22 protein-coding genes are annotated in these 26,201 nt (G+C 70.7%); 4 read left to right on the top strand and 18 right to left on the bottom strand.

Annotated elements, in window-relative coordinates:
- Positions 1-7: 7 nt before the first annotated feature.
- Genes QTI33_RS11275 through QTI33_RS11255 form a run of 5 tightly spaced genes read right to left on the bottom strand, consistent with a single transcriptional unit; the run spans position 8 to position 4,419 of the window.
- A complete protein-coding gene (locus tag QTI33_RS11275; protein WP_286506009.1) occupies positions 8-1,018 on the bottom strand; it encodes a tripartite tricarboxylate transporter substrate binding protein in 1,011 nt (336 codons plus the stop codon).
- A gap of 44 nt (positions 1,019-1,062) precedes the next feature.
- Complete coding sequence (locus tag QTI33_RS11270) at positions 1,063-1,791, bottom strand: SDR family NAD(P)-dependent oxidoreductase (RefSeq protein WP_286506007.1); 729 nt, start codon at positions 1,789-1,791, stop codon at positions 1,063-1,065.
- 58 nt (positions 1,792-1,849) lie between these two features.
- A complete protein-coding gene (gene pcaF / locus QTI33_RS11265; RefSeq protein ID WP_286506006.1) occupies positions 1,850-3,055 on the bottom strand; it encodes a 3-oxoadipyl-CoA thiolase in 1,206 nt (401 codons plus the stop codon).
- Positions 3,056-3,076: 21 nt separating this feature from the next.
- Entirely contained in the window at positions 3,077-3,721 is a 645-nt protein-coding gene (locus QTI33_RS11260) for a 3-oxoacid CoA-transferase subunit B (protein ID WP_286506005.1), read from the bottom strand.
- Positions 3,718-4,419: a 3-oxoacid CoA-transferase subunit A gene (locus tag QTI33_RS11255; protein WP_286506003.1), complete on the bottom strand. Its 702-nt coding sequence runs from the start codon at positions 4,417-4,419 to the stop codon at positions 3,718-3,720. Before QTI33_RS11255 ends, QTI33_RS11260 begins: the two co-directional genes overlap by 4 nt.
- A 119-nt stretch (positions 4,420-4,538) precedes the next feature.
- Here QTI33_RS11255 and QTI33_RS11250 point away from each other — a divergent pair, with 119 nt between their 5' ends.
- Positions 4,539-5,324, top strand: coding sequence for an IclR family transcriptional regulator (locus QTI33_RS11250; RefSeq protein WP_286506002.1), 786 nt, complete (start codon positions 4,539-4,541; stop codon positions 5,322-5,324).
- Positions 5,325-5,333: 9 nt separating this feature from the next.
- On the opposite strand, the gene QTI33_RS11245 is transcribed toward QTI33_RS11250, so the two are convergent.
- The gene (locus QTI33_RS11245) at positions 5,334-6,218 is read right to left on the bottom strand and encodes a CsgG/HfaB family protein (protein ID WP_444814833.1); all 885 of its coding nucleotides are present in this window, start codon (positions 6,216-6,218) and stop codon (positions 5,334-5,336) included.
- A gap of 130 nt (positions 6,219-6,348) precedes the next feature.
- Positions 6,349-7,698 carry a TAXI family TRAP transporter solute-binding subunit gene (locus QTI33_RS11240; protein ID WP_286505999.1) on the bottom strand — a complete coding sequence of 450 codons (1,350 nt, stop codon included), beginning with the start codon at positions 7,696-7,698 and terminating at the stop codon, positions 6,349-6,351.
- Between the two features lie 170 nt (positions 7,699-7,868).
- Here QTI33_RS11240 and QTI33_RS11235 point away from each other — a divergent pair, with 170 nt between their 5' ends.
- Positions 7,869-9,095 carry an ABC transporter substrate-binding protein gene (locus tag QTI33_RS11235; protein WP_286505998.1) on the top strand — a complete coding sequence of 409 codons (1,227 nt, stop codon included), beginning with the start codon at positions 7,869-7,871 and terminating at the stop codon, positions 9,093-9,095.
- 2 nt (positions 9,096-9,097) lie between these two features.
- Here QTI33_RS11235 and QTI33_RS11230 read toward each other — a convergent pair whose 3' ends face one another.
- Positions 9,098-9,745, bottom strand: a complete 648-nt coding sequence (locus QTI33_RS11230) for a GNAT family N-acetyltransferase (RefSeq protein ID WP_286505997.1) — start codon at positions 9,743-9,745, stop codon at positions 9,098-9,100.
- A gap of 190 nt (positions 9,746-9,935) precedes the next feature.
- Here QTI33_RS11230 and QTI33_RS11225 point away from each other — a divergent pair, with 190 nt between their 5' ends.
- Both QTI33_RS11225 and QTI33_RS11220 read left to right on the top strand, forming a co-directional pair.
- Positions 9,936-11,411, top strand: coding sequence for a metallophosphoesterase (locus tag QTI33_RS11225; RefSeq protein ID WP_286505996.1), 1,476 nt, complete (start codon positions 9,936-9,938; stop codon positions 11,409-11,411).
- The gene (locus tag QTI33_RS11220) at positions 11,408-15,088 is read left to right on the top strand and encodes an alpha/beta fold hydrolase (RefSeq protein ID WP_286505995.1); all 3,681 of its coding nucleotides are present in this window, start codon (positions 11,408-11,410) and stop codon (positions 15,086-15,088) included. The genes QTI33_RS11225 and QTI33_RS11220 overlap by 4 nt, the downstream gene beginning before the upstream one ends.
- Here the strand turns inward: QTI33_RS11220 and QTI33_RS11215 are convergent.
- The 10 genes from QTI33_RS11215 to QTI33_RS11170 form a co-directional block, all read right to left on the bottom strand.
- Entirely contained in the window at positions 15,069-17,639 is a 2,571-nt protein-coding gene (locus tag QTI33_RS11215) for an ATP-binding protein (protein ID WP_286505993.1), read from the bottom strand. The two genes, QTI33_RS11220 and QTI33_RS11215, sit on opposite strands and share 20 nt — an antisense overlap.
- A 173-nt stretch (positions 17,640-17,812) precedes the next feature.
- Entirely contained in the window at positions 17,813-18,580 is a 768-nt protein-coding gene (locus QTI33_RS11210) for a class I SAM-dependent methyltransferase (protein ID WP_286505992.1), read from the bottom strand.
- 17 nt (positions 18,581-18,597) lie between these two features.
- Positions 18,598-19,470, bottom strand: a complete 873-nt coding sequence (locus QTI33_RS11205) for an intradiol ring-cleavage dioxygenase (protein ID WP_286505991.1) — start codon at positions 19,468-19,470, stop codon at positions 18,598-18,600.
- Positions 19,454-20,527, bottom strand: a complete 1,074-nt coding sequence (locus QTI33_RS11200) for a branched-chain amino acid ABC transporter permease (protein WP_286505989.1) — start codon at positions 20,525-20,527, stop codon at positions 19,454-19,456. Before QTI33_RS11200 ends, QTI33_RS11205 begins: the two co-directional genes overlap by 17 nt.
- A gap of 23 nt (positions 20,528-20,550) precedes the next feature.
- On the bottom strand, positions 20,551-21,411 hold the full coding sequence (locus QTI33_RS11195) for a branched-chain amino acid ABC transporter permease (protein WP_286505988.1): 861 nt from the start codon (positions 21,409-21,411) through the stop codon (positions 20,551-20,553).
- Positions 21,408-22,139: an ABC transporter ATP-binding protein gene (locus QTI33_RS11190; protein ID WP_286505986.1), complete on the bottom strand. Its 732-nt coding sequence runs from the start codon at positions 22,137-22,139 to the stop codon at positions 21,408-21,410. The genes QTI33_RS11195 and QTI33_RS11190 overlap by 4 nt, the downstream gene beginning before the upstream one ends.
- Positions 22,136-22,855 carry an ABC transporter ATP-binding protein gene (locus QTI33_RS11185; RefSeq protein WP_286505985.1) on the bottom strand — a complete coding sequence of 240 codons (720 nt, stop codon included), beginning with the start codon at positions 22,853-22,855 and terminating at the stop codon, positions 22,136-22,138. Before QTI33_RS11185 ends, QTI33_RS11190 begins: the two co-directional genes overlap by 4 nt.
- Positions 22,856-22,860: 5 nt before the next feature.
- Positions 22,861-24,120, bottom strand: coding sequence for an ABC transporter substrate-binding protein (locus QTI33_RS11180; protein ID WP_286505983.1), 1,260 nt, complete (start codon positions 24,118-24,120; stop codon positions 22,861-22,863).
- A 74-nt stretch (positions 24,121-24,194) separates the two neighbouring features.
- Positions 24,195-25,658, bottom strand: coding sequence for an aldehyde dehydrogenase family protein (locus QTI33_RS11175; protein WP_286506328.1), 1,464 nt, complete (start codon positions 25,656-25,658; stop codon positions 24,195-24,197).
- 53 nt (positions 25,659-25,711) lie between these two features.
- Positions 25,712-26,173, bottom strand: coding sequence for a nuclear transport factor 2 family protein (locus QTI33_RS11170; RefSeq protein ID WP_286505982.1), 462 nt, complete (start codon positions 26,171-26,173; stop codon positions 25,712-25,714).
- Positions 26,174-26,201 lie beyond the last annotated feature (28 nt).

Raw genomic sequence — 26,201 nt, 5'->3', positions numbered from 1 at the left:
AGAGCCCTCAGTCGAGGCTGGCGCCCGACTCCTTGACCACCTTGCCCCACTTGAGCGTCTCGCTCTCGATGAAGGCGGCGAACTGCGCCGGCTGCTCGCCATGCGGCTCGGCGCCCTGCTCGGCCAGCTTCTTCTTCACTTCCGGATCGGCCAGCGCCTTGAGGATGGACGCGTTGAGCTTGGCGAGCACCGGCGCCGGCGTGCCCGCCGGGGCCAGCAGGCCGAACCACGACGTGGCTTCATAGCCCGGCACGCCGGCTTCGGCGATGGTCGGCACGTCGGGCAGCGCCGGCGAGCGCTTGGCCGTGGTGACGGCCAGGGCGCGCAGCTTGCCGCCCTTCACGTGCGGAATGGCCGACGGCATGTTGTCGAACATGACCGCGATCTGGCCGCCGAGCAGGTCCGACACCGCGGGCGCGCTGCCGCGGTACGGCACGTGCTGCATGTCGACGCCGGCCATCTGCTTGAAGAGCTCGCCCGACAGGTGGATGGAGCTGCCATTGCCCGACGAACCGAAGTTGATCTTGCCGGGGTTGGCCTTGGCGTAGGCGATCATTTCCTTCACGTTCTTGAACGGCTGCGACGGGTTGGCCACCAGCAGGTTCGGCACCATCGCCACTCGCGAGAGCGGCGCGAAGTCCTTGATCGGATCGAAGGGCATCTTCTTGTAGAGGCTCTGGTTGATCGCGTGCGTGCCCACGGTGCCCATGAACAGCGTGTAGCCGTCGGCCGGGGCGCGCGCCGCGGCCTGGCCGCCGATGTTGCCGCCGGCTCCGGCGCGGTTGTCCACCACCACCGTCTGGCCGAGGTCGCGCCCCATGTACTGGCCGACCACGCGGGCCAGGATGTCGGTGGTGCCGCCGGCCGAGAACGGCACGATGATCGTGATGGGCTTGGCGGGGAAGGCGGCCTGGGCGCCGGCGGCGAGCGGCGCCAGCGCCAGGGCGGCGGTGGCCGCCGCGGTGGCGATGGCGAAGGTGCGGCGCTTCAGCGCGGCGTCGGAAGGGAAACGGGACATGGGAAAACCTGGAAAAGGGTGAATCGAGACGGACGGCACCCGGATCAGACCGGTGCGACGCCCAGCGTGGTGCCGCCGCACACGTACAGCACCTGGCCGGTGACGAATCCGTTGTCGGGCGACAGGAAGAACAGGGTGGCGCGGGCCACGTCGTCGGCCGTGCCGAGGCGCTTGACGACGATGCTGTCGATGATGCGGCGGGTCTGCGGTGCGCCTTCGGGGTTGCTCTGGCGGAACAGCTCGGTCGCGATCGGGCCGGGCGCCACCGCATTGACGGTGATGCCGTCGCCGCCGAGTTCCATCGCCAGCGTGCGCGTGAGGCCGATCATGCCGGCCTTGGTGGCCGAGTAGACGATGCGCTCGGGCTTGCCCAGCGCGGCGCGAGACGACACGTTCACGATCCGGCCCCGGCCTGATGCGCGCAACGCGGGCAGCGCCGCCTGGATCAGGATCATGCTGGCCTTGAAGTGCAGGCCGACGACGTAGTCGAGGTCCGCCATGGAGGCCGTGTCGATCGTGCCGGGTCGCGTCGCGCCCGCGTTGTTGACCAGCGCCGTCACGGCATAGGCCGAGGTGATCTCGCGCGCCACCGCCTGCGTCTGCGCTTCCTGCGTCAGGTCGGCCTGGAAGGACACGAGCCGCTCGTGGCCCCAGTCGGGCTTCTTGTGGTCGAGATTGACGACGGTGCGTCCTTGCGCGAGCAGGGCTTCGCAGGTGGCCCGGCCAATGCCGGCACTGCCGCCCGTGACCAGGGCGGCTTCTTGTTGACTCATCTTGCTTCCAGAACTTTCAATGCGGGCCGCACCAGCGCGGCCCCGGGGGCGAACGCGCTCAGACGCGTTCGAGAATCAGCGCGATGCCCTGGCCGACGCCGATGCACATCGTGCACAGCGCATAGCGGCCGCCGCCCTTGTGCAGCTGGTTGATCGCGGTGGTGGCCAGGCGCGCACCGCTGGCGCCCAGCGGATGGCCCAGCGCGATGGCGCCGCCGTTGATGTTGACGCGCGCGTCGTCGTCCTTCAAACCGAGCAGGCGCAGCACCGCCAGCCCCTGGGCCGCGAAGGCCTCGTTGAGTTCGATGACGTCGATCTGCTCGAGCTTCAGGCCGGTGAGCTGCAGCACCTTCTGGGTCGCCGGTGCCGGGCCGATGCCCATGATGCGCGGCGCCACGCCGGCGGTCGCCATGCCGACCACGCGGGCGCGCGGCGTCAGGCCGTGTTTCGCGGCGCTGGCTTCGTCGGCCAGCAGCAGCGCCACCGCGCCGTCGTTGACGCCGCTGGCATTGCCGGCGGTGACGGTGCCGTCGGGGCGCACCACGCCCTTGAGCTTGGCCAGCGCCTCGAGGCTGGTCTCGCGCGGATGCTCGTCCTTGTTGACGATGAGCGGGTCGCCCTTCTTCTGCGCCACGCTGACCGGCACGATCTCGCTGTCGAAGAAGCCCGACTGCTGGGCCGCCACGGCGCGCTGCTGCGAGGCCAGCGCCATGCGGTCTTGCGCCTCGCGCTCGATCTTGTAGTCGGTGGCGACGTTCTCGGCCGTCTCGGGCATCGAGTCGACGCCGTACTGCGCCTTCATGAGCTTGTTGACGAAGCGCCAGCCGATGGTGGTGTCGTAGACCGCGTTGTTGCGGCTGAACGCGCTTTCGGCCTTGGGCATCACGAAGGGGGCGCGGCTCATGCTCTCGACGCCGCCGGCGATCATCAGGCCCGATTCGCCGGCCTTGATGGCGCGCGCCGCCGTGCCCACGGCATCGAGGCCCGAGCCGCACAGGCGGTTGATGGTGCCGCCGCCGACCTCGATCGGCAGGCCGGCCAGCAGGGCGGCCATGCGCGCGACGTTGCGGTTGTCCTCGCCGGCCTGGTTGGCGCAGCCGTAGAGCACGTCGCCGACCGCCTGCCAGTCGACGTTCTTGTTGCGTTCCATCAGCGCCTTGAGCGGTACCGCGCCGAGGTCGTCGGTGCGCACGCTCGACAGGGCGCCGCCGTAGCGGCCGAAGGGGGTGCGGATGGCGTCGCAGATGAAGGCTTGTTGGCTCATGGTGATGTCTCCCCAGTGGGTTCAGGTGGCGATCGGCAGGCCGACCAGTTCTTCGAGTTCCGCGTGGCCGAGGCCGTCGACCTTGTCGATCAGCCGCAGACCGGCGGGCGTGCATTCGAGCGTAGCGAGATCGGAATAGACCCGCTTCACGCAGCCGAGGCCGGTCAGCGGGTAGCTGCACTGCGCGACGATCTTGCTCTCGCCCTTCTTGGTGAGCAGGTCCATCATGACCCAGGTCTGGCGGGCGCCGATGGCCAGGTCCATGGCGCCGCCGACCGCGGGAATGGCGCCCTCCTCGCCGGTGCTCCAGTTGGCCAGGTCGCCCGTGGCAGAGACCTGGAAGGCGCCGAGCACGCAGATGTCCAGGTGGCCGCCGCGCATCATCGCGAAGCTGTCGGCATGGTGGAAGAAGGCGCCGCCGGCCAGCAGCGTGACCGGCTGCTTGCCGGCGTTGATCAGGTCGTAGTCCTCATGGCCGGCCGCGGGTGCCGGGCCCATGCCGAGGATGCCGTTCTCGCTGTGCAGGATGATCTCGCGCCCCGCCGGCAGGTGGTTGGCGACCAGCGTCGGCTGGCCGATGCCGAGGTTGACGACGGCGCCGTCGAAGATGTCCTGGGCAACCCGCGCCGCGAGCTGGTCCTTGGTGCGCCTCGTATACGTGCTCATGCTGCCTTCCTGAAACCGCCGGCCTCGGTGGCGACGCGCTCGATCTTGACGATCTTGTGGACGAAGATGCCCGGCGTCACGATCGTCTCGGGGTCCATCGCACCGAGTTCGACGATCTCGTGCACCGTCGCGATGGTGCGCTCGGCAGCCATCGCCATCACCGGGCCGAAGTTGCGCGCCGCCTTGCGGTAGACCAGGTTGCCCCAGCGGTCGCCCTGCTCGGCCTTGATCAGCGCGACGTCGCCGCGGATCGGGTACTCGAGCACGTAGTGCTTGCCGTCGATCTCGCGCGTCTCGCGGTCGCCGGCCAGCTGCGTGCCGAAGCCGGTCGGGCAGAAGAAGGCGCCGATGCCCGCGCCGGCGGCCCGGATGCGCTCGGCCAGGTTGCCCTGCGGCACCAGTTCGAGTTCGAGCTTGCCGGTGCGATAGAGCTCGTCGAAGACGTAGCTGTCGGCCTGGCGCGGAAAGCTGCAGATGATCTTGCGCACCCGGCCCGCCTTCAGCAGCGCGGCCAGGCCGGTGTCGCCATTGCCCGCGTTGTTGTTGACCACCGTGAGATCGGTGGCGCCCTGCTCGATCAGGCCATCGATCAGTTCGTTGGGAATGCCTGCGGTGCCGAAGCCGCCGATCAGCACCGTGGCGCCGTCGCGGATGCCGGCCATGGCATCCGCGACCGAACGCGCGATCTTGTCGATCATGAAATCTGTCTCCGGGGTGGAAGAGAAGCCGAACACGGCGATCGAAAGGACTCGGTCGTCAAATTGTTCGCATGTCGAACATCTGTTCGTATAATGAATTCTAGAGAAATCCATCCCTCATGGCAACCCAGCAGCAGCACCCCCCCTCGCCGGAACCCGGCGACAGCTACGTGCAGTCCTTCGCGCGCGGCCTGCAGGTGATCCGCTCCTTCAGCGCCAGCGCGCCGCGCCAGACGCTCAGCGAAGTGGCGGCCGCCAGCGGCCTCACGCGGGCCGGCGCGCGCCGCATCCTGCTCACGCTGCAGACCCTCGGCTACGTGGCCAGCGACGGCAAGCTGTTCGCGCTGACGCCGCGCATCCTCGACCTCGGTTTTGCCTACCTGTCGTCGATGCCGATCTGGAACCGCGCCGAGCCGGTGATGGAGGCGCTGGTGCAGCAGGTGCAGGAGTCGTGTTCGGCGGCGGTGCTCGATGCCACCGACATCGTCTACGTGATGCGGGTGCCGACCCACAAGATCATGCGCATCAGCCTGGGCGTCGGCTCGCGGCTGCCGGCCTTCTGCACTTCGATGGGCCGGCTGCTGCTGGCCGACCTCGACGCGCAGGAGTTGCACGCGAGGCTCGAAGCCTCGACGCTAGAGGCCTTCACCAAGCACACCGTGACCGACATCGACGCCCTGCTCGCGAAGGTGGCGCAGGCGCGCCGGCAGGGCTGGTGCCTCGTCAATCAGGAACTCGAGGAAGGGCTGGTGTCGATCGCCGCGCCGATCGTCGATCGGGCGGGCCGCACCGTGGCGGCGCTCAACATCAGCGGCCAGGCCAACCGGACCAGCGCCAAGGTGATGCAGGACAGCATGCTGCCAGCCCTGCTGGCCGCGGCGCGCGACATCTCGCGCCTGCTCTGAGACGGGGGCCTACCTGCTTCGGCGCCTGGCGCCCGGTGCCGAGGTCTGCGAAGGCGCGGCCGCGCCGTCGACGCCCAGCCGGCCGCCGCCGCCCAGGCCCTGTCCCTGCACGCTCTGGGCCTTGTAGTCGCGCAGCGAGACGACCATCTGGTTGAAGGCGTCCATGAAGGCGGCCGCGATCACCTTGCCTTCGGCGGTCCGGGTGTAGCCGCCGAGGCCGCCGGCACCGCTCATGCCGCCGAGGGCACCGAAGCCGCCGAAATCGGTCTTCGATGCGCTGCCTTCGGAGGCGGCGACCTGCACGCCCGAGCGGTTGTCGACCAGGGTCAGCAAGGTCGAGGCTTCCTTGGTCTTGAGGCTGCCGCCGAGCCGGCCCACCACGCCGCCGTAGCGGCCGCCGATCAGGCCGCCGAGCGCGGCGCCGGCACCCCCCGCGTCGTCGTTCTTGAAGATGACCTCGGGCGACAGGCCGTAGTCGGAGGCCACCATCTGGCCCTTGCCGAAGTTGCTGCCGGCGCGCATGTCGCCGCCTTCCATCAGCGCCCGTTCGCGGCCCATGGCCGCCATGCGGGCGCCGCCGCGCTCGACCACCACGAAGCAGTTCGACTGCTGCACCAGCAGGCGCAGCAGGTTGGCCGTGGGCGGCAGCTTGTACTCGTCGCGCAGGATGGTGTACCAGCCGGCCGACTGGTTCTCGACCAGCGAGACCGTGCCCAGCGGCGAGTCGCAGCGCTGGAGCTGGCTGTTGGCGCCGCTGCTGCTGCCGCCCGCGGCGCTGCCGGTGGCCATGGTCTTGGCCGACTGGCTGCCCATCTGCATGTCGGTGGTCTGGCAGCCGGCCAGGGCGAAGAGCGCAGCCATGGCAGCGGCAAGCGGGAGTCGAGGGAGGGTCATGGAACTGGAGGGGACGAAATGCACGAAAGGCGCAACCCGAGGGCCAGCCCCGGATGCACTCGGCAGTCTATGAAGGCTGCCCCTCCGGGTCTGCGAGAAACGTCCCGATCTTCTCCAGGATCGGTCCGAATCAATTCTTCGCGTGCGGCTCGCTCTGGCGCTGCAACTGCGCCCGCACATAGTCCACGTGCTGGCGCAGCGTGTAGACGCGGTCGGTGAAATCGAGCGGAAACTTGGTCTGGACGACCTCCTCCTCGATCCGGTCGAGCTGCGCCCGGGCCTCGCGGCGCTCCTGGTCGTCGAGCTTGCGCGCGGCCAGGTCCTGCTCGAGGAACTTGAGCTCGCCATAGCGGCGGTACAGGCGGCTGCGGCGGCGCCAGCCGATCAGCTCCGGCAGCAGGCGGACCAGCGGCACCAGGATCGCCGCCAGCGGGACCAGCAGCAGCAGCAGCCGCTGGGCATAGTTCGCGGCCCAGAACGGCAGGTAGTTCTGCAGGAACGGGCGACCGTTCTTGAAGTAGCGCTCGGCCTCGGTCGAGAGCGGGAAATCGGTCCCGGTCGGGCTCGGGAATTCGCCGGGCCGGCTGATGATGCTGGGTTGCCGGTGCACCTGCCGCGCCGCCTCGAGCAGCAGGTAGGCGAGCGCCGGATGCAGTTCGTCGCGCACCACCAGGTTGGCGGTGGTGGCGAGCAGCTGGATGTCCTGCGGCGGCAGGTCGCGCTTCGGGTCGACCGAACCGCGCTTGAGGCTCACGGGCTGGAAGTAGGGAAAGCGCCGTGCCAGGCCCTGCACGTGGTCGAGCGAGGCCAGCCGCACGGCGCCGTTGGCGAGCAGCCGCTGCACCGCGGGCGCCTCCGGCGCCGCGATCATGATGGCCGCATCGACCCCGCCGCTGGTCAGCAGGTCGGCCGCCGCCATGCCGCCTTCGCTGACGAAGCGGGTCGCCGGCGGGCCGCCGTCGGTCACGCCATAGACCGCCAGCAGTTCGGTCGCGACCTTGAAGTTGCCGCTGCCGGGAACGCCGACCGCAATGCGCTTGCCGGCCAGCGCCCCGAGGCCCTGGGACAGGTCGAGGCCGGTGCTGAAGATCCAGACCGGCTCGAAGGCGACGGTGGCCAGCGAGCGCAGCGGCGTCGCCTCGGGCGCTGCGTCGGGGTCCTGGGCCAGCAGGCCGGTGCCGCCCTGCACGAAGCCCACCGACACCGTGCCCTCGTTGAGCCGCTGCAGGTTCTCGACGCCGCCGCTGGAGGGCCGCAGTTCGAGCCGGATGCCGTTGGCGCGCAGGATCTCCTGGTAGCGCTCGCCGAAGCGGTGGTAGGCGCCGTCGGGCACGCCGGTGGTCATGGCCAGCGAAGGCGGCGGCGCGGGGCTGAGGTCGCGCACGATCGCCCAGCCCAGCGCGGTCAGGACGGCCACGCCAAGGAGCCAGTAAAGCAGGCGGCGGCCGGTGGGCAGGACGGGCAAGGCGGGGGACTTCATGCCGGGGCGCTGGGGGGTGAAGGTGCCCGATTCTGCCGCCTATCCCGTGCAAAACCGCACGGAATCGCGCCCGGCGCGCCATCGCACCTCGGACAAACACGGACCTGCGGCGCCGACCCGGCCGTCACGATGCGCCCGGCCGAATCCACCACAGAACAAAGGACAGAGACATGAAATTCGCCACCCTCGCACTCGCCTTCACCCTCGCCGCACTGGCCCTCGCCGCCCCCGCCCGCGCGCAGGCCACACCGGGTGCGGCCGGCGCCATCCGCATCGGCGTGATCGGTCCGCTGAGCGGCCCCTCGGCCGATTTCGGCCTGCCGATGCTGAACGGCGTGAAGCTCGCGATCGACGAGATCAACGCCTTCGGCGGCTACCTGGGGCGGCCGCTCGAGCTGGTGATCAAGGACGACCAGGCCAACCCGGAGCTCGGGCTGAAGCTGTCGCAGGAGCTGGTCCGCGACAAGGTGATCGCCACCATCGGCTTCTGCAACACCGGCGTGGCGATGAAGTCGATCGACGTCTTCCAGGCCAGCCGGACGCCGCTGATCGTTCCATGCACCACCGGCACGCCGGTGACGACCAGGTTCCCGCCGGCCGAGAGCTACATCTTCCGCAACGCGCCGCCCGACGGCATCCAGGCGCCCTTCATGGTCGACGAGATCGTGGCCCGCGGCTGGACCCGGGTGGCGGTCTTCGCCGACACCACCGGCTACGGCGAGGCCGGGCTGCAGGACGTGCGCCGGGCGCTGGCGAAGAAGAAGCTGGAGCCGGCCTACGTCGGGCGCTTCGACCTTGGCGTGACCGACGTGACCGAGCAGCTGAAGGAAGCGCGCAAGGCCGGTGCCAACGTGATCTTCATCTACACGATCGCGCCGCAGAACGCGGTGATCGCCAACGGCCGCCACGCGCTGGGCTGGAAGGTGCCGCAGGTCGGCGCCTGGGCCTTGTCGTTCCCCCTCTTCATCGACGGCGCCAAGGAAGCGGCCGAAGGCTCGCTGATGGCGCTGAGCTTCGTCGCCGAGCCGACCAACGAGCGGCGCGCGAGCTTCCTGGCGCGCTATGCGCGCAAGTTCGAAGGGCCGCGCATCCCGGTGCCGATGGCCGCCGCACAGGCCTACGACGCCACCTACCTGCTGGCCCACGCGGTGCTGAGCCTGCCCGGCAACCGGCTCGACGGGCCCGGCATCAAGGCCGCGCTCGAAGCCCCCAAGCGCCCCTACTACGGCGTCGTGACCACCTACGACAGGCCCTTCGGCAGCGAGGACAAGGAAGCGCTGAGCGCCAACATGCTGGTGGTCGGCACGGTGAAGAACGGGCAGGTCACCTTCGCCCATGCCGAGGACGCGACCCGCAACCGCATCGTGCAGCGCAAGCAGGCCGCCGGTGGGCTGTAGCCCTACGGCCGCGGCACGAACTGGCGGGCCAGCCAGCGGCGCAGGGCGCCGACCGGACGCCGCGGCGGCGGCGAGGGTCGCGGGGCCACGCCGCGTTCGAGTCGAAGCAGCCGGCCGCCGGATCCCTGGGCGCAGGTCTGGAAGCCCGTCCGCTGCAGGAAGCCGATCAGCTGGGTGTGGGACGCCAGCACGTCGCCATACAGCCGGCGCAGGCCGGCGTCGCGGGCCGCTTCGAGCAGGCAGTCGATCAGGTGCTCGGCCACGCCCTGGCCCTGCCAGGGATCGGCGACGGCGATCGCCAGTTCGGCGCTGCCGGGCAGCTCGCCGACGCTGTAGCGGGCCTCGCCGATGAGCGCCTCGCCATCGGCCAGCGCCAGCGTGGCGACCAGGGCCACATGGCGCACGCCGTCCACGCTGACCAGTTGCTGCAGCGTGGCCGGCTCGCAGTCGCCGATGCCGGCATGGAAGCGGCAGCCGCGCGACCCCTCCGAGAGCTGGCCGACGAAGGCGCCGAAGCGCTGGGCATCGTCGATGCGCAGGGGCCGGATCCGCGCCGCCGCGCCGTTGCGCAAGGTCGCGCTGCGCGGATGGCCAACGGCACGCAGCGACGCGGCGATGGCGACGGCGGGGGAGGTGGGCACTTGGCGCATGGCGTTTCGGCGGGCTGGTGGGAGGACAAGCCCAAGGTTCGCGCCGGCCGGCCCGCCCGTCCTTAAGCCGTCCTGAAGCGTGCTGAATACGCATGCCCCCGGCGTGCGGGAGATTCAGGACGCTTCAGGACGGCTTCAGGACGCCGCGCCCGCCAGCCGCCACAGTCGCATGTCACCAGGAACCCTCACCTTGAGCACCCCCCGCTACGTCTGCCTTTCCGACCTCCATCTCGGCGCCGGCTACAGCACCCTCACCGCGACCGACGACCGGGGCCAGCCCGACCCGGCCCGGCCCAGCGCCACGCTGGTGGCCCTGGGCCAGGCCCTGCGGCAGCTGCTGCGCGCGCTCGGCGACGGGCCGCCGCCGACCCTGGTCCTGCTCGGCGACGTGCTCGACATGGGCCTGTCGCCGATGGGCAGCGTCGCGGCCGCCTTCGACTGTTTCGTCCAGGCCGTGATGCTCGATGGCGAGCGGCCGCTGTTCGCGCCGCGCGTGCTGTGCGTGCCCGGCAACCACGACCATCACCTGTGGCGCATCGCCCAGGACCAGCACTTCCAGGACGGCCTGCGCGAAGGCCGCATCGAACGCGACCTGATCGCCCACACGGCGCTGTTCCAGGATCCCGCTGCGAGCGGCATCCGGTCGCCGATGCTGACCGGCCTGATCCACCGCCATCCGGCGCTGCGCGAGACCGAAGTCGAGATCGCCTATCCCAACCTCGGCCTGCTCGACGCCGGGCGCCGGCGCTGCGTGGTGCTGCACCACGGCCACTACGTCGACCCGATGTACCGCGTGGTCTCCGCGCTCGATGCCCAGACGCCGGGCCTCCAAGGCCGCGGCCCGGCCTCGATGGCGCAGCTGGAGGCCCGCAACGGCGCCTGGGTCGATTTCCTCTGGTCGGACCTCGGCAGCGCCGGGCTCACCGGCACGGCGGCCACGACGCTGTACGAGGTCATGCGCGACGGCGGCGCCTCGCAGCACTTCGCACAGCGCCTGGCGGCCCTGCTGGTGGACCGGCTGGGCACGCGCTTCGGCCTCAGCGGCAGCATGCCGACGGTGCAGGGCATCACGCTCGACCAGTTGCTGCTCGGCCTGCTCGATGCGACGCTGGGCCGAGGCGCCGAGTCGCAGCGCGACAGCTACCTCGCCCTGATGACCGCCGCCGACGTCGCCGACCTGCGCTGGTTCCTGTCGGGCCCGGTGAAGCTGGAACTCGAGCGCGCCGGCCTGCAGCCGTCCGGCCTCGATCTCGCCTTCGTCTTCGGCCACACCCACAAGCCGTTCCAGGACGAGCTGCCGGTGGCGGGCTTCGACCGACCCGTGCGGGTCTTCAACACCGGCGGCTGGGTCATGGACCAGCCGACCATGACCTCGACCCAGGGCGCCGCGGCGGTGTTCATCGACGAGGCGCTGAACCTGGCCTCGCTGCGGCTCTTCAACGATCCGGTCAACGGCCGCATGGCCGCCGTGCAGGCGCAGGGCGTGGGCGGCTTCGGCGATCGCGACAACCCGATGCTGGCCGCCCTGGCGGCCGGCGTCGAACGCACGGCACCCGCCTGGCAAGTCTTCTCGCGCGCGGCGCAGACGGCCACCGAAGCGCACGCCCGCCGGCTGCTCGACAAGTTCTTTCACGCTCCCGCCCGCGACCCGGCGACCGCCCCATGATGAAGCGCATTGCCCGGCCGCTGTCCCAGCTGGCCTCCCACTACACCGTGGTCGTGGTCGGCTCCGGCTATGGCGCCGGCGTCGCCGCCTCCCGGCTGGCGCGCGCGGGCCAGTCGGTCTGCGTGCTCGAACGCGGCCGCGAGATCCTGCCCAGCGACTACCCGGACGACATGGCCGGGGCCCGGGCCGACATGCAGGTCGACGGTGCCCGCGGCAAGCTCGGCGCCGCCGACGGGCTCTACAACCTGCACCTCAACGACGACATGCTGGCGATGGTCGGATGCGGCCTGGGCGGCACCTCGCTGATCAACGCCAACGTCGCGCTCGAGATCGACCCCCGGCTGTTCGAGGCCACGCCCTGGCCGGCGCCGTTCCGCAACGATCCGGCGCTGCTCGACCCCTACATCGCGCGCGCCCGCCGGATGCTGGACCCTTCGCCCTACCCCGCCGACTACCCGCCGCTGAACAAGCTGCTGGCGCTGGAGAAGTCGGCCAAGGCGATGAAGCGCCCGTTCGAGCGGCCGCCGATCGCGGTCAACTTCACCGACCAGCGCAACCCCTTCGGCGTCCCGCAGCCGCGCTGCACCCTGTGCGGCGATTGCACCAGCGGCTGCAACGTCGGCGCCAAGAACACGACCTTGATGAACTACCTGCCGGACGCGGCGAACCACGGCGCCGAGATCTTCACCGGCGCCCGGGTCAGTCACGTCGAGCGCGATGGCGAGCGCTGGCGCGTGGTCTTCGACCCGGTGGCGCTGCGCGGCGCCAGCGCGCCGGCAGCGGACGCGCCGCGCAGCGTGACGGCCGACATCGTGATGCTCGGCGCCGGCGCGCTGGGCTCGACCGAGATCCTGCTGCGCTCCAGGGAACGCGGGCTGGCGCTGTCGGACCGGCTGGGCACGCGCTTCTCGGGCAACGGCGACGTGCTGGCGCTGGGTTACGACAACGACTGGCAGGCCACCACCGACGCCGCCGGGAACCCGGTCCGCAGCCCCATCAACGGCGTCGGCACCGGCCGCAACAAGCTGGCCCCCGCCGACCTGCCCGGGCCCTGCATCACCGGCGTGATCGACCTGCGCGATGCGCCCGAGGTCGGCGACGGCCTGGTGATCGAGGAAGGCGTGATCCCCGGCGCCCTGGCGTCGATGCTCACGCCCGCCCTGTTCTTCGCCGACGCCATGACCGGTGGCGAATTCGCCTACGGCGCGGCCCAGGCCAGGTCGCGCCTGCAGGATGCGCAGGCCATGGGCGAGGCGGTGCAGCACCCGGAACAGCTGGCCAAGGCGGCCTACAGCGGCGCGGTGGCGCGGACCCAGACCTACCTGGTGATGAGCGTGGACGATGCCGGCGGCCGGCTGCGCCTGCAGGACGACCGGCTGCGCATCGACTGGCCGGGCGCCGGCACCCGCCCGGTGATCGCCAAGGACCACCAGTGGCTGCGGGCCGCCAACGAGGCGGTCCAGGGCCAGTTCATCGCCAACCCGCTGTGGAGCGAGGCGCTCGGCCACAAGCTGATCACCGTGCATCCTTTGGGCGGCTGCGGCATGGGCGACAGCGCGGCCGAGGGCGTGGTCGACCACCAGGGCCGGGTGTTCGCGGGGCCCGACGGGCAGGCGGTGCACGAGGGGCTGCTGGTCTGCGACGGCGCGGTGCTGCCGGGCGCGGCGGGCGTCAATCCGCTGTTGACGATCAGTGCGCTGGCCGAGCGGGCCTGCCAGCTGCTGTGCCACCGGCGCGGCTGGACCCTGGACCTCGGCATGGCGCCCGCCGAACCGATGCCGGCGTCGACCGGCGCCAGCGCGTCGCCATCGGGCCTGCTGCGGCGGGCCATCGACGAGGTCGAGGCCGGCGCCGTCGATCTCGCCAAGGACGCGATCGGCGCGCTGATCCGCAAGGACCCGGCGCTGCTGAGCCCGAGCTTCCAGTTCACCGAGACCATGCACGGCTGGATCAGCACCGACGCGGTGCTGCCGCGCACAGGACCGCCACAGCGGCTGGCGAGCGACTACGAAGTCGCCTGCGCCTGGGGCAAGGCGCGGGGCCAGGCAATGCGCTTCGACCTCACGATCCACAGCGACGACCTCCACCAGATGGTGTCGGACCCGACCCATCCGGCCACCATTTCCGGCAGCGTGACCTGCCCGGCGCTGTGGAGCGAGCCGATGCCGGTGGCCAGCGGCGTCTTCCACCTGCTGCCGGCCGATGCGCAGCGGGTCGAGACCTGGACCATGAGCTACGAGATGGTGCTGCGGCGCGGCGACGCGCGGCTGCGCTTCAAGGGCCACAAGGTGCTGCACCAGCGGCCCGGCGCATCGCCCTGGACCGACACCACGACGCTGTTCGTGCGGGTCTACGACGGCGACGGCATGAGCGACCGGATGGTGGCCCAGGGCATCCTCACGCTCGATCTCGAGGACCTGCTGTGGCAGGCCTCGACGCTGGAGGTCAAGCCGCCGGCCAGCCTCCCCGGCCTGATCGAAGCCCATGTGCCGGCGGCCGAGCGCGCCATCGCCAGCGCCTACCTCGCCCGCTTCGGCGCCTTCTTCGGCATGACGCTGTTCCGGGCCTACGGCGGGCTGCTGGCCGACCTGCACAACTTCCCGGCGCTCGACCTGGCGCAGCTGCCGCGCCGGGCCCTGCGCGCGCCGGCGCCGGTGGCGCACAGCGTCGAGGTCGGCGACGGCTTCAGGATCAGGCTCACGCGCTACGCCGGCGGCACGCTCGGGCCGGTGGTGCTGGCGCCGGGCTTCGCGGTGCGGGCCTCGTCGTTCGCGACCGACACGGTGGACCAGAACCTGGTCGAGGCGCTGTGCGCGCGCGGCTACGACGTCTGGCTGTTCGACTACCGCGCCAGCCCCGACTCCGGCAGCCCGATCGCGCCCTACACGATCGACGACATCGCGCGCACCGACTGGCCGGCCGCGGTGCGCTTCGTCCTGCAGGCCACCGGCGCCGCCGACCTGCAGGCGATCGCCCACTGCGTCGGCTCGATGAGCCTGCTGATGGCGCTGCTGGACGGCATGGGCGGCGTGCGCTCGCTGGTGTCCTCGCAGCTCACGCTGCACCCGGTCACGGGCTGGCTCACTGATGCCAAGGCCGACATCGGCCTGGCCCGCGTGCTCGAAAGCTACGCCCCGCTCGGCGGCCGCTTCGACAGCGTGCCCGGCAGCACCGATCTCGACCGCGAGATCGACACCCTGGCCTGGAAGGTGCCGGTGCCGGCCGGCGAGCAGTGCAACAACCCGCTGTGCCATCGCGTGTTTTCGATCTTCGGCGCCTCCTATGCGCATGCGCAGCTCAACCACGCCACCCACACCGCGCTGGCGGAGATGTTCGGCAGCGTGGCGCTGCATCCCTTCGAGCACCTGAGCCTGATCATGCAGCGCGCCAAGGCGGTCGACAGCGAGGGGCGGGACGTGTATGCGACGCCATCGAACGCACCGCGGCTGGCGCTGCCGATCTGCTTCGTGGCCGGCGCCGACAACCAGCTGTTCTTTCCCGAGGGCAGCCTGCGGACCCAGGCCTGGCTGTCGCGCCTGAACGACCCGGCCCTCTACACCCGCCATGTGTTCGAAGGCTATGCCCACATGGACCTGTTCGTCGGCCGCAACGCCGCGCGCGACGTCTTCCCGACGCTGATCGCGCAGCTCGAGCGTGTCAGCCCGGCAGCGCGCTGAGGCCGGCCGAGGCCAGCGCGATGGCGGCGTCCTCGTCGAGGCCGGCGCCTTCGAGGCGCCACGCCGCCAGCTCGGACGGCGCATGGACGGCGCCGACCAGCGCCAGCGCGGCCTCGAGCATGCGGGTGTCGGACCGGCTGCGCACCTCGCCGCGCCGCGCACGCGCGGCGTCGTCGCAGCCGAGCAGCAGCGCGGCGTCACGCAGCCGACCCTGGCGCGCCGCCAGCAGCGCCAGCATGCCGGCGAAATGCCGGATGCCCAGCGTGCGCCGGCACTGCGGCAGGCTCAGCATGACCTGGGCCTGCGCTTCGGCCAGCGAGCCCTGCACGGTGAGGGCATGGGCGTACCAGTTGTGGGCGAAGGCCAGCATCTGGGCATCGGTCAAGGGCGAGCGGCGCAGGTGCTCGATCACGGCCCGGAACTGGTCCACCGCCTCGTCGATGTGGCCGATCTCCTGGTGCAGCGCGGCCAGGTTGTTGAGCACGTAGAACCGGGTGCGCGCATCGCCGCCGTTGCGCACCAGCGGCAGGGCCTGGGCAAAGGCGGCCAGCGCCTCCTCGGTGCGGCCCTGGTAGCGCCGCACCATGCCGCAGTTGTAGAGCCAGAGTCCGCGGAAGCCGTGCATCGCCGGCACTTCGATCAATTCACGCGCCTGCGCCAGGTGGCGCTCGGCGCTCTCGAAGTCGGCGGTCACGGCCGACACGTAGGCGCTCATGCACAGGGCGATCACCAGCCGGCCATGGGCCTGCTCCTGCTCGAAGATGGCGCGGGAGCGCTCTAGCAGCTGCTCCCGCTCCTGGGCGTTGACGCCGCCGTGCAGGCCGATCATGGCCAGGCCGCCGCAGAAATCCGCCACCACGAATGGGGCGGTGCGCTCATCGACCAGGGGTTCGGCCATCCGCATCCAGCGCACGCCTTCGCCGTAGCGTCCGGCCTGGTACATGAGCACCGCCGCGGTGTTCACCAGTTCGAGGGCCAGCGCCGGGTCGCCGCTTTCGCCGCAGGACCATTCGATCGCGCTGCGCAGGTTGTCGATCTCGGGGATGCAGGCCATCACCCAGGCGTCCATGGCTTCGAAACCCATGCAGCCGGCGCGCTCCGGACGGTCGATCGCCGCCCGCATGCAGCGCGCGTGCCAGCCCCGCAGGCGCTCCCATTCGCCGGCCGTCTCGAGCTGCTCCCGGGCGTAGGCGCGGGCGCTCTCCAGCAGGCGGTAGCGCGGCGTGGCGCCAGCTTCCAGCACCACCATCGACTTGTCGATCAGGTTGCCGAGCAGGTCGACCACGGCCCAGGCATCGAGGCCGTCGTCGGCCGCCACCTGCTGCGCCAGCTCGAGGCCGAAGCCGCCGACGAAGACGCCGAGCCGGCGGAACACGGTGCGCTCGAGCGGGCTCAGCAGCGCATGGCTCCAGTCGAGCGTGGCGCGCAGCGTGCGATGGCGCGACGGTGCGTCCCGGGCGCCGCTGTTGAGGATGCGCAGGCGCTGGCCCAGGTGCTGGCGCACCCCCGGCACGCCCAGCAGGGGCACCCGCGCCGCCGCGAGTTCCAGCGCCAGCGGCATGCCGTCGAGCGCGCGGCAGATGTCCACCACCGCCTCGAGGTTCGAGGCGTCGAGCCGGAAGCCCGGCTGCAAGGCGCCGACGCGGGCGGCGAACAGCGCCACCGCGCCGTGCGCCGCGGCGTCGGCGACCTCGGCGTCGCCCGGCACAGCCAGCGTGCCCAGGCGCATCGAGCGCTCGGCCGCCAGCCGCAGCGGCTCCTGGCTGGTGACCAGGATGTGCAGTTCGGGCAGCGCCGCCAGCAGGTGGCCGGCCAGCGCCGCGATCGGCTCGACCAGGTGTTCGCAGTTGTCCAGCAGCAGCAGTTCGCGCCCGCGCAGGCGCTCGGCCAGCTCCACGGCCGGGTCGGCGTGGCCGGGCAGGCCGATGCGCAGTGCGCGCGCCACGGCGCCCGGCATGGCGCCGGGGTCCGAGACATGGGCCAGCTCGACCATCCAGGCGCCATCGCGGAAGCGGTGCGCCAGGTCGCGGGCCAGTGACCGCGCCAGGCTGGTCTTGCCGATGCCGCCCGCGCCCAGCAGGGTGACCAGTCGATGCTCGCGCACCAGCTCGCGCAGCTGCGCCAGGTCCTGGTCGCGCCCGAGCAGGGGCGGCAGCCCGACCGGCAGGTTGCCGAATTCGGAGGGCAGGGCCACCGGCGGCGGCGCGGCCGCGGCCCGGGCCGCCGGCCGGTCGGCGGGGGGCGCTTCGTCCAGCGCGGCGGCGAAGCGGTAGCCGCGGCCGGGCACCGTCACGATGGCCTTGGCGCCGAGCAGCTTGCGCAGCGCGCTGACCTGCACCTGGAGGTTGTTTTCCTCGACCACGAGCTGGGGCCAGACCAGGTCGAGCAGTTCGTTCTTGGTCAGCATGCGCTCGCGGTGCGTGACCAGCGCCAGCAGCACGTCGAAGGCGCGGGCGCCGAGCTGGACCGGCTCGCCGCCTACCCGCAGCTCGCGGCTGGCGGGATTCAGTTCGGCCTGGTCGAAGCGATAGACCGACTCAGTGGCCTGCATCCACCACCCCGGTCGCCCCGCCTTCGGTGCCGCGCACCGTGCCCCTCCCGACTCCGACTGCCATGTCCGCTCCTGGTTGAGGGCGCACCTGCCCCGCCCGCCAGGGTGGGTTTGTAACTGATTGCCCGATCCTGCGCATCATTGTCCGGGCAGCTGCGCCCGCCGGCACCGGCTCAGACCGGCTTGAATGCGCTGTACTCGGAAAAAATGCCGAGTTCGACGTGTCGCTTCACATCCTGGAAGCCGGCGGCGCGCAATGCGGCCAGCACCGATTCCGGCGCGATGCAGGCCTCGATCGTGTCCCAGTAGTAGCGCCACAGCTCGGCCGTGTCCTGCCCGCGCGCCACCACCTTGGCGATCAGCGGCACCACGCCGCGCATGTAGCCCTTGAGGACGGCCGTTCCGACCCGGCCCGAGGGCTTGGTGATCTCGAGCACCAGCAGCCGGCCGCCCGGGCGCAGCACCCGGAAGAACTCCGCGAAGGCCGCATGGACGTCGGCGATGTGGCGCAGCGCGTAGCCCATGCTGATGAAGTCGCTGCTGGCATCGGACCGCGGCAGTTCCTCGGCCCGGCCGCGCACCAGCGTCACGCCCGGCAGCGCCACCTGGCCCATCATCCCGGGGCTCGGGTCGACGCCGACCAGCTGCCCCTGCGGGCCGATCAGCTTGAGCGCCTCGCGCGCGACCAGCCCGGTGCCGATGCCGACGTCGAGCACCTGCGCGCCGGCCGCCAGGCCACCGCGCTGCAGCGCCGAGCGCCGGTACCAGGGGCCCGAGCCGAAGGCGAGCACCCGTTCGATGCGGTCGTAGTCGGGCGCGGTGTCGTCGAAGATCCGGCGCAGGAACTGCTGGTGTTCGGCCTCGTCGCCGTAGTAGGCCGGCAGCGGCGTGTGCGGCGCGAGCGCCTCGGGCGAAGGGAGCGGCGGAGCAGGACTTTGCATCGGTCCATTATGGCCATTCATCCGGCCACCGCCGCGGGCTCCAGCACGAAGCCGAAATTCAGCGTGTGGAAGGGCCCGGCCTGCGCGCTGCCGTCGGGCGCGGCGCCGGCCGGGTGCGAGGCGAAGTCGCCGATCAGCGAGCTGCGCACGCCGAACACGGCGTCACTGTCGAGATACCGGTCGCCGTCCCGGAACACGTGCGTGATCAATGTCTCGTAGCCTGGCGCCTGGATCATGAAGTGGACGTGCGCGGGCCGCCACGGGTGGCGCTTGGTGGCCCGCAGCATCGCGCCGACCGGGCCGTCGGTGGGGATCGGATAGGCCACCGGCATCACGCCGCGAAACCACAGCCGGCCCTCGGCGTCGGTGCGGAAGACGGCGCGGCCCTGCGGCCGGTCGAGGCCCGGCCGCTGGACGTCGTAGAAGCCTTCGGCGTCGGCCTCCCAGACATCGACCTCGGCATCGGCCACCGGCTCGCCGTCGCGCCCGCGCACCACGGCCTGCACGAACAGCGGCTCGCCCGCGGCGCCGCCCGAGATGTCGCCGCCGAGCGGCAGCCGGGGCGCACCCTGCACGTGGAAGGGGCCGAACACGGTGGCCTCGGTGGCCTGGGCGCTCTTGGCATGGTTCATCGCCACGGTCAGCATCGACAGGCCCAGCGTGTCCGACAGCAGGATGAACTCCTGCCGCTTGGCGTCGCACTTCTGCCCGGTCGCGGTCAGGAACTCGATGCCGGCGGCCCACTCGGCCTCGGTGAGCTTCACCTCGCGCGCGAAGTCGTGCAGGTGGCGCACCAGCGCCGACATGATCTCCTTCAGCCGGGGGTTCTCGCAGCCGTCCATGCGCTCGAGCACGGCGGCCGTGATGGTGTGTTCATTGATGTTTCGCATGGGGATGGAGCTCCAGGTCGGTGGGACGTCTGAGGGGCATCGAACGCTTCGCTGCCGGCGCATCATGCACCGCCAGCCGCCGCTGGGTCGGGAACAGCGACCAGCCCCAGCGCTGCTGGGCATGGCCCCACAGGCCCTGCTTGAAGAAGATGGTGACGACGATCGCCAGCAGGCCGAGCCCGAGCAGGTACCAGGTGCCGTAGTCGCTCAGGAACTTGTTCAGCGCCCAGAAGATGACGGCGCCCACCAGCGGCCCCTCGATCCGGCCGATGCCGCCGATCACCACCATGAAGATCGCGAACGCGGTCCAGTTGACGCTGAAAGCGGCGTCCGGGCTGATGCGCAGGTTGCCGACGAAATAGAGCGCGCCCGCCAGCCCCGCGCCGAAGGCCGCGACCACGTACACCGCGAGCTTCATGCGCGCCACCGGGATGCCCTGCGACTCGGCGGCGACCTCGTTGTCGCGAATCGCCAGCAGCGCCAGCCCGCGCTTGCTGCGCAGGAACAGGTAGACCAGCGCGATCGCCGCCACCACGCAGGCCAGCGCCATCCAGTAGGTGGTGCTCTCGCGGGCCGCCTTGTCGATGCCGCGCAGCGCGGTGAGCGAGGTGCCCGAGCCGCCGCCCACCGCCGACATGTTGGCGAAGCTGAGCCGGAACACTTCGGCGATCACCCAGGTGCCGATCGCGAAGTAGCCGCCCGCCAGCCGGAAGGCGACGAAGGAGACCGGCACCGCAATCAGCGCGGCCGCCAGCGCGCCGAGCGGGATCGCGACGAAGGGGTTGACGCCCGCGAAGTTGCCGAGCATCAGCATCACGTAGCCACCGAAGCCGAAAAAGGCCTGCTGCCCGATGCTCACCATGCCGCCGTAGCCCGCCAGCAGGTTCCACATCATCGCGAAGATGAAGTAGCAGGCGATCTCGACGAACTCGCGCATCCAGCTCGATTCGCCCCAGAACGGCAGCGTGGCGGCGCCGGCCACCAGGGCGCCGGCGAGCCACAGCAGCGTGCGGCTGGCGGCCGTGCCACGCACCACGTCGAAGGTCGGAGGGTTCATGACCGGATCCATTTCCTGCGGCCTCAGCCGCGCGTCTTCGGGAACAGTCCCTGCGGCCGCAGCACCAGCACCGCCAGGAACACCAGATGGCCGAACCAGATGCCCCAGCCGGGGTCGAGCCTGAAGCCGATCTGCTGCGCCAGGCCGAGGATCATGGCGCCGGCCAGCGTGCCCCAGAAAGAGCCCATGCCGCCGATGATCACGGCCTCGAAGGCGAACAGCAGCAGCAGCGGCCCGTCCGAGGGCGAGACCGTGGTGCGCATGCCCTGCAGCGCACCGGCGATCGCGATCAGCACGAAGGCGATGCCGGTGGCCAGCGCGTAGACCTGGTGGGACTTCAGCCCCATCAGCTCGGCGATCTCGCGGTCGTCGGACACGGCGCGGAAGGTCCGTCCCAGCGGCGTGCGCGCGAACATCCACTGCATGGCCGCGGTCGCCGCCAGCGCGACCGCCAGGATGACCAGCGGCAGGACGCCGAGCGCCAGCGAATCGCCGAACTGCAGCGAATGGGTCGCCAGCGGGCCGATCTCGATCGACCGAGGATCGGCAGAGAACAGCTCCAGCAGCAGGTTCTGGATCACGATCGAAAGGCCGAAGGTCACGACCAGCGAGGGCAGCGGGTCCTTGCCCAAGGTGCGGTTGAGCACGTGGCGCTGCAGCAGGTAGCCGAAGCAGAAGGCGATCGGCAGCACCGCCAGCACCACCCACAGGGGCGCGCTGCCGGTCAGCGACACGCCGGCGATGGCCGCGAACGCGGCCAGCACGATGAAGTCGCCCTGGGCGACGTTGGTCAGCCGCATGACGCCGAACATCAGCGACAGGCCGAGCGCGAACAAGGTGTAGAGGCCGCCGAGCAGCAGGCCCTGGAGCAGGATCTCGATCATGGCGCCGCCACTTCCTCGGCCCGTGCCTCGAGGCCGAAATAAGCCTGCGAGATCTGCGCCCGCGTGAGCTCGCTGGAACGCCCGCTGAGCGACACCCGCCCTTCCTGCAGGCAGTAGACGCGCTGCGAGACCTGCTGCGCCATGCCGACGTCCTGCTCGACGATCACCACCGTCATGCCCTCGGCCGTGATGCGCGGCATGGCGGCGTAGATCTCGCGGATCACGATCGGCGCCAGGCCGAGCGACAGCTCGTCGCACAGCAGCAGCTCGGGGTTGCTCATCAATGCGCGGCCCAGCGCCACCATCTGCTGCTGGCCGCCCGACAGCGAGGTGCCGGGCTCGCGGCGCTTCTGCGCCAGGATCGGGAACATCCCGTACAGCCGCGCCAGGTTCCAGGGGCCGCTGCGGCCGCTGGCGGCGCCCATCAGCAGGTTCTCCTCGACGCTGAGGCTGGCAAACAGCCGCCGGCCCTCGGGCACCATCGCCAGGCCGCGCCGCACGATCTCCCCGGGCGCGAGGCCGCCGATGGCCTCGCCCTTGAAGCGCACCGCCTCGCGCGGCGTCCGCACCAGGCCGGTCAGGCATTTCAGGAAGGTCGACTTGCCGGCGCCGTTGGCACCGATGATCGCCAGCAGCTCGCCGGCCTGCAGCTCGAAGTCGATGCCGAACAAGGCCTGCGCGTCACCGTAGAAAGCCTGCAGGCCCGCGGTCGAAAGGAGGGCCGTCATCCTTCCATCCCCATGTAGACCCGCCGCACCTCGGGGTCGTCCATCACGGCGCGCGGCGCGCCCTCGGCCAGCTTTTGCCCGAAGTTGATGACGAACAGCCGGTCGGCCAGCGACAGCAGCGCATGCACCACGTGCTCGATCCAGATCATGGTCACGCCGCGCGCCTTGATCTGCTGCAGCTCCTCGACCAGTTGCTTCGCCTCGGGCTCGGTCAGGCCGCCGGCGATCTCGTCGAGCAGCAACAGCTTCGGCCGCGTGGCGAGTGCCCGCGCCAGTTCGAGCCGCTTGCGGTCGAGCAGCGTGAGCCCGCCCGCCGGCTGGTTGGCACGCGCCAGCAACCCGGTCTGCGCCAGCACCTCGTGCGCGGTCTGCCAGGCCTCCTGCTCGCGCTGTTGCGCGCCGAAACACGCGGCGGTCACGAGGTTCTCGAACACGCTCATGTGGCCAAAGGGCTGCGGCACCTGGTAGCTGCGCCCGATGCCCGCGTGGCAGCGCTGGTGCGGCTTGAGCCCGGTCACGTCGCGCCCCGCGTACTCGACCCGGCCCGCATCCACGCGCACGTCGCCCGAGATCAGGTTGAACAGCGTGGTCTTGCCGGCGCCGTTCGGCCCGAGGATGCCCAGCGTCTCGCCCTCGGCCACCGCGAGCGTGATGGCGTCCGTGACCTTGAGCGCGCCGTAGGACTTGCTGACGGCATGGAGCGCGAGCAGCGTCATGGGGGCTACGCAGGCATCGGCCGCAGCGCGCCGCCGACCGGGATGTTGGGCGCCGCCTCGTTGTTCACGATGGTCAGCTCGTGCTTGTACTTCTTCCCCTTGCCCCATTGGCCCAGCACCAGCGGCGTCTTGCTCACGTTGCGGAACGGACCCTGCCCGCCCCACTTCACCGGCCCGACCACGGTCGCCAGCGAGGTCGCGGCCACGGCGTCGCGCACGTCGGCGGCCTGCTGCGACTTGGCACGCGACAGGGCATCGGCCGCCACTTCGAACAGCGCATGCGCGAAGCCGATCGGCTGCGTCCACTGCTTCTTCGCGCCGGCCTCGTAGGCCTCGGCCAGCGACTTCGCGCTCTGCTTCGTCAGGCTCGAGGTGAACGGGTGCGAGGGGCTCCACCAGACCTCGGTCGACAGCCCGTCGCCGAGATCGCCGAGCGCGTCGATCGCCCCCGGGAACAGCAGGGCCTTGCCCAGCGTGATGATCTTCGGCCGCAGGCCCTGCTGGCGCGCCTGCGTCAGGAAGGTCTTGGCGTCGGGCGGAATGACGACGCCGGTGACGATCTCCACGCCGTCCTTCTTGAAGGCCGCGATCTGGGCGCTGAAATCCTGCGTGCCGTTCTGGAAGCGGCCCGGATCGACCAGCGTGAAGCCCATCTGCGACAGCGGCTTCGGAAAGCCCAGCTCCTTGTCGCCCCAGGCATTGCCGTCGCCGTCGTTGGGGAACAGGCCGCCGACCTTCTTGTTGGTCGGCACGGTCTTCCAGCCGCTGGTGAAGTTGGCGATGACGTCTTCCAGGCCCCAGAACAGGTGGTAGGTCCAGTTGAAGCCCTTGGCCGGATCGCCCTTGCGGCCGAAGAACCAGGGCTGCCACGGCACCACGCTGGAGATGCAGGGCAGCTCGTTGAGCTCGCAGGCGTCGCTGACCGGGTTGGCGGTCTCGGGGGTGCCGGCGGTCAGCACCAGCGCCACCTTCTCCTTCAGGATCAGGTCGTTGGCAACCTCGCCGGCGCGGTTCGGATTCGACTGGCTGTCCTTCAGCACGATCTGCACCGCGACCTTCTTTCCGCCGACGGCGATGCCGTCCTTGAAGGCCGTCTTCATCTGGTCGATGACCCACTTGTCGGCCTCGCCGAAGGGCGCCAGCGGCCCGGTCTGCGGCGACACATAGCCGATCTTGAGCGTGTCGGCCGCGAACACCAGCGGCGTCGCACCGCCGGCCGCCAGGGCGGCCGCGGCCTGCGTGAACTGTCTGCGATTGAGGGTCATGGAAGTCTCCTTCTTGATCAGTTGAGGACAGAGCAAAAACTGCTGCGCAGTTTCTTGGTCTGTCCCGCAAGGGCCTAACGAACGAAATGGGGCGGGATCTGGGCATCGACATTGATCCACACGCTCTTGACCTGGGTGTACTCGCGCATCGCGTCGAATCCCATCTCGCGGCCGTAGCCGCTCTGGCCGACGCCGCCGAAGGGCGAGCCCGGATTGACGCGCTTGTAGCTGTTGACCCAGACCATCCCCGCGTGCAGGTCGCGCGCCAAGCGGTGGGCGCGCTGCAGGTCGCGGGTCCACAGGCCGCTGCCGAGGCCGTAGTCGGTGCCGTTGGCGATCTGCATCGCCTCCTCGTCGTCCTTGAAGGTGAGCACGGTGACGAAAGGGCCGAAGACTTCTTCCTGCGCGATGCGGTCGCGAAACGACTTCGCGCGCACGATGGTCGGTTCCACATAGCAGCCGCGCTGCAACTCGCCGCCCGGCGACCGGCCGCCGGCCAGCACTTCGCCGCCCTCGCCCTTCGCGACCTCGACGTAGCTCAGCACGCGCTCCCGGTGCTGCGCGCTGGTGAGCGGCCCCATCTCGGTCGCGTCGTCGAGCGGATTGCCGAGCCGGATCGACTGCGCCAGCGGAACGAACTTGTCGAGAAAGGCATCGGCGATCTTCTCGTGCAGCATCAGCCGCGAGCCGGCGATGCAGGCCTGGCCCTGGTTGTGGAAGACGGCCCAGGCGCTGCCGTTGACCGCAGCCGGCAGGAAGGCGTCCTCGAACACGATGTTCGGTCCCTTGCCGCCGAGCTCCAGCTGCACCTTCTTGAGGTTGCCGGCGCTGGCCTGCACCACGCGCCGGCCCGTCGCCGTGCTGCCAGTGAAGGCGATCTTCGCGATCTCGGGATGCTCGGCGATGTACTGCCCCACCACGTGGCCCAGCCCCGGCACCATGTTGACCACGCCATCGGGCATGCCGGCCTCGGCCATCAGCTCGACGATCTTGAGCGAGCTCAGCGGCGTGATCTCGGCCGGCTTCATGACGACGCAGTTGCCCGCCGCGAGCGCCGGCGCCATCTTCCAGCTGGTGAACATCAGCGGGAAGTTCCACGGCACGATCTGGCCGACCACGCCGACCGGCTCGCGCAGCGTGTAGTTGAGGAAGCCGGACTCGACGGGAATCGTCTCGCCCTGGAACTTGTCGGCCATGCCGCCGAAGTAGCGGAAGCAGGCAGCGGTGCGCGGCACGTCGAGCTTGCGCGAATCGCGGATCGGATGACCGGTGTCGAGCGATTCGAGGCGCGCGAGTTCTTCGCCGTTGGCCTCGATCAGGTCGGCCAGCCTGAGCAGGATGCGCCCGCGATCGGCCGCCGCCATGCGGCTCCACGCCGGGAAGGCGCGCTTCGCCGCCGCCACCGCGCGGTCGACGTCGGCCTTGCCGGCCAGCGCGACCTCGGCGATGGTCGAGTTGTCGTGCGGGTTCAAGGTCGCCAGCGTCTCGCCCGACGCGGCATCGACGAAGCGCCCGTCGATGAAGAGCTGGTGGCGGATGGGCGTCTTCAGGCCGGCGGCCTGCTGGATGTCTGCGAGGGTCATGGGGTGGTTCACTTGTTGAGCCAGGGGTAGCGGGCCGTGTCCTTGCCCGCGTAGTCCGGGTCGAGGTAGATGAAGCAGCGCTGGATCAGCCAGTCGCGGACCTCGAAGACATCGCACCAGCGGCCCGCGCCCCATTCGGGCACGCCGGCGCGCCAGGGGCCATCCGCGTGCTCGCCGAAGCTGGTGCCTTCGCAGGCGAACAGGTCGCCGCCCGAGAAGATCCAGTTGAAGCCCGCGTAGTCGTGGCGGATCGATTTGCCGCGGCTGCCGACCTCGCCGAACAGCTGGCCGATCTGTTCCTTGCCGTTCGCCAGTCCCCACTTGGGGAAGTAGACCTGGGCGTCGTCGGCGAACAGGTCCAGGATCGAGCCGCCGCCGGAGGTGACGCCGCCGTTGTCGTAGGCCTTGAGGTATTCGAGCGCAACCGACTTGCGTTGCTCGTCGGTCATGGTTTGACGTGTGAGTGCCATGGTGTCTCTCCTTCTTCGCTGCTGGCGT

It is taken from the genome of Variovorax davisae (assembly GCF_030316845.1).
GTDB lineage: Bacteria > Pseudomonadota > Gammaproteobacteria > Burkholderiales > Burkholderiaceae_C > Variovorax > Variovorax davisae.
The sequence above is the reverse complement of the archived record's forward strand: the minus strand, read 5'-3'. Positions and strand labels throughout refer to the sequence as shown.